The sequence below is a fragment of the Aestuariispira insulae genome, from assembly GCF_003385955.1.
GTDB classification, from domain to species: domain Bacteria; phylum Pseudomonadota; class Alphaproteobacteria; order UBA8366; family Aestuariispiraceae; genus Aestuariispira; species Aestuariispira insulae.
Window position 1 is genome coordinate 1 of the sequence record NZ_QRDW01000029.1, and the last position, 4450, is coordinate 4450.

Below are 4450 nucleotides of genomic sequence, written 5' to 3' on the forward strand. Positions count from 1 at the left end.
GAGCCATGGGTTCGGTAGGTAAGTCGATCGAGTATTTTTTTACAGGCCGTTACAATGCCGGCAATGGCAATGACACAATCCATGCCTATGGGTTTGGCGGTACCATCAATGCCTATGGCGGCAATGATAATATCTATCTGGGTTCTTTTTCTGCAACGGTGAACACCGGCTCCGGCGACGACCGTGTTTACGGAGCCTCTGGCCGGTTGGATGTGAATGACAGCACCGGATATCTCTATGTGGCGGGCGCGGCCGGCTATGTGGATATTGATAAGAGCGACTGGGGCCATGTGGATTTCCGCGGGGCGGCAGGCGCGGTCAACATCACCCATACGGGCTGGGCCTGGGGCAATGTGACCTATCGCGGGGCCGCCTGGGACAATTATATCAAGCGCCGCGGCAATTCCGGCAATGTTGATTTCCGGGGCGGTGGGGCGCGCAACCGGATCTATCACGAGACCAATTACGGCAATACCTATTTCGAGGGTGCTGGCGGATCCAATACGATCCGGCGCGTGCATGCGGGCAATTATTGGGGCGGCAATGGTTCTGTCACCTTCAAGGGGGCCGGCTGGAACAACACGGTCTTCCATGATATCGCGCGTGGTGACTTGAATTTTTATGGCGGCGGCTGGCGCAACAAACTGACCCGTTGGTCCTATGCCTCCAATGTGCGTTTCCACGGGGCCGGTGCCGAAAACCGGATCGAGCATGTTTCCCAGCATGGCAATACGGAATTTCGCGGGGCCGGCGCGCGCAATACCGTGCTGCGTTACTGGCGCCATGATTATAACAATTCCTACGGCAATATCGATTTCCGGGGGGCTGGCGGTTCCAACCGGCTGATCAACAATGTGCGGTTCGGCAATATCTATTTTGCAGGCGCCGGCTGGCACAACCACCTGACCCGCACTGGTGAGCGCGGCAATGTGACCATGGTCGGGGCGGGGGCCCATAACCGGATTGAACATAATACCAATCAGGGCAATACCCATTTTGAGGGGGCTGGCGGATCGAACAATATCCGCCGCGTGCATAATGGCAATTACTGGGGGGCAAGTGGCAATGTCACCTTTAAAGGTGCGGGCTGGCGCAACGAGATTTTCCACGATGTCGCTCGAGGGGATCTTAATTTCTATGGGGCTGGCGCCTATAACAAACTGACCCGCTGGGGATATGCCAGCAATGTGGCGATGCACGGTGCTGGGGCCTATAACCATGTGGAACATGTTTCGCAGACCGGCAACCTCAGCTTCAACGGAGCCGGTGGTTACAATAATCTGAACCGGCGCTGGCGTCATAATTACTGGCATTCCAGTGGGAATGTCAGTTTCAATGGTGCAGGGGGCTACAATAAGATTTACCACAACACCGCTTATGGTGATCTGAACTTCAATGGTGCCGGTGCGGGCAACAACCTTACCCGGACAGGTCATTCCGGTAATGTGAATTTCAATGGTGGCGGTCTGGGCAATGTGGTCAATCACAAGACCACCCATGGCAATCTGAGTTTCAATGGCGGCGGCGCTTATAACAAGGTGACCCGTGAGGGCCATAGTGGCAATTTAACCTTCCGCGGTGCCGGGGTCGGCAACGAGATCCATCACAAGGTGGCCCATGGCCATCTGGATGTGGTGGCGGGCGGGGCTGCCAATATCGTGACCCATTCAGGCAGCGGCAACAGCCGCCTGCGCCTGGGCGGCGGGGCCAATGTGGTGACCGATACCGGTTCCGGCAACATGGATGCCGAACTGTATGGCGGTGGCAATATCCTGACCAAGACCGGCAACGGCCATACAAAGGCGGTTCTGGGCGGGGCCTATAACCAGGTCCGGGCCGGCAATGGCGGCAGCGACATCACCAGCTATGGTGCCTATGCGGACATCAAAACCGGCAGCGGTTTTGACAAGATCCGATCCTATGGTGTTGGCGCGACCATTCATTCCGGCGGGGCACCCAACGGCCAGAAGGATGATGTGAATGCCTATGGCGCCTTCACCACGGTGGATCTGGGCGCGGATAAAGGCACCGGCTCCAGTTATCAGGGCATGTCTTCCGCCCAGGTCATGGCCGCAGCCAAAAAAGACAGCCGGGTCAGCAGCAAATTTGCCTCCGGCGGCCAGCAGGCGGACAGCCTGGGCAGCCAAGATAAAGCGCTGATGGCGCAATATGGCATGGCCGACAATAATGACGCGCATCTTGAGCAGGCGGGCATCCAGCTTGGCGGCGGCACGGGGACCGGCGCTTCCTCAGAGCAATATCAGCTGAGCCAGGCGGATCGTGACGAGATGGCCGCCAATGGCCTCAGTTTCGACGAAAGCCGGCTCAACCGGTCGACCCGGTCGGTTGATGCGGACAGCTATAACTCCCAGGTCAGCCAGAATGCCGATGGCAGTTGGTCGGCGGCCTCTGCCTCTCATGCCAATTATGATGTGAATGCGGCGACTTCCTCCAATGCCTATGCCAATACCAAGCAGGCGCAAAGCGGCAATCTGCAGGCCCAGGCAAAACAGTCCAACAGCAGCCAGGATTATGACAACAGCGACCATACGGCGGGCTGGTTCAAGCAGAATTACGATAACGGCCTGGATAACCACATCAACATGTGGGGCCTGGGCGGCAAGGTGAAGGCCGGGTCCGGCAATGATTATATCGGTGCCTGGACCCTGGCCTATAACGAGATCCATGCGGGCGGCGGCAATGACACGATCGTTGCGGTTTCGGCGATCAACAATGTGCATGCGGGCGATGGCAATGACACCATCACCGCCGTGGGCGCGGCCAACTATCTGAATGCGGGGGCCGGCAATGACCATTTTGTCGGGGTCGGCCTGCTCAATATCGCCGAGATGGGATCAGGCGATGACACGGTGATCTCGGTCGGGCTGGGCAATATCACCCTGAAACGCGGTGACGGCAAACTGAACGCCTATATGTTCGGTGCGCTCAATGTGCTTTACATGGAAGCCAAAGGCGATCTGTTCGCGGTCATGGGCGCGTTGGGCCAGGTGGCCCATAAAACCGGTGACGGGCGTCTGGAGGCTTGGATGGTCTCGGCCGCCGGCTCGGTCAGCCAGAAGGGCAATGGCGATTATTATGCCTATATGCTGGGCATCGCGAATATCTCCACCAAGGTGGGCGACGGCTTCAACCGGGCGGTCATGCTGGGATATGGCAATGTGCACACCAATGTGGGCAATGGCCATATGCAGGTCTTCATGGGCGGTGTCGGCAATATCGCCACCAAGGTGGGCGATGGCCGTGTGACCGCGATCATGGCGGGTGGCGGCGGTGTTCTGACCGTGGTCGGCAACGGCGATCTGGAAGGGGTTTTCGTAGCGCTCGGCAATGTGATCACCAAGGTCGGCAATGGCGATGTGGCCGTGGTGATGGCGGCGGTCGGCAATATTCTGACCCATAAAGGCAACGGGGATCTCACGGCGGTGCTGGTGGGCCAGGCCAATGTGGTGACCAAGGTCGGCAATGGCGACAATTACCTGCTGGCGGTTGCCCTGCCGATCGTGCCGAAAGTGCCGGCGGCGGCCAATATTGTCACCCATGTGGGCGATGGCAACAGCCTGGGCCTCCTGGTTGCGGCAGCCCCCAAGGCGGCGGGCAATGTGGTCACCAAGGTCGGCGACGGCGACACCGCCATGGTGATGGTCGGCCTGACCAAGGACAGTTTGAAATCCATGTTCTCCACCTCCAGCCCCAAAATGCCCACATCGGCCAATGTCTTCACCCAGGTGGGCAACGGACGGACCTATGCCCTGGGCATCGGCGGACTGAATGTGATCACCAAGGTCGGCCATGGCAATTATGCCGACGGCTGGGACAAATGGGACGATGACAAGGCGGATAAGGCCCTGTCGGGTGGCGGCGACCCCAGCATTGCGGACTATGTCACCTATGGCATGCGCAAGGCGGTTGATGGCATGAAGCCGGCCCTGGCCAATAAATACTTCAACACCGTCATGGGCAGCTTCGGCAGCTTTAACATCATGACCGAAGTAAACCATAAATCGGTCCTGAATCATTATGACAATACCGAAGCGGTCGCCAACATCATCGGTACCGAAAAGACCAATACGATCATGGTCGGGCTGGGCCGCTTTGGCAATGTCATGACCAAGGTTGGCGATGGCGACTTTTATGGTGTGGCCGCGGCCTATAACAAGGCAGATAAGCTGTTGAATATCTTCAAGAAAGATGAAGACAGCGTCAAAGACGGCTTCTCCAGCGGCAATGCCCAGGTCCATGTGGGCGACGGCGATGCGGCCATGCTTTCGGTCGGGGCCAGCAATATCATGGTCAAGATCGGCGATGGCGGCGCCAAGATGGCGGCTTATGGCCATAACAATATCATGGTGCGGATCGGTGATGCCGATGGCACCAAGCAGGCGGTCAACATGCCGCTGCCCTTTGGCAAGACCTACCGGGCGCTGGAAGG

The 4450-nt window shown here is 58.1% G+C and carries 1 protein-coding gene; it reads left to right on the forward strand.

Annotated elements, in window-relative coordinates:
- Window positions 1-4450 (forward strand): hypothetical protein (locus DFP90_RS22400; protein ID WP_147301114.1); only part of this gene is annotated, 4450 nt, incomplete at both ends.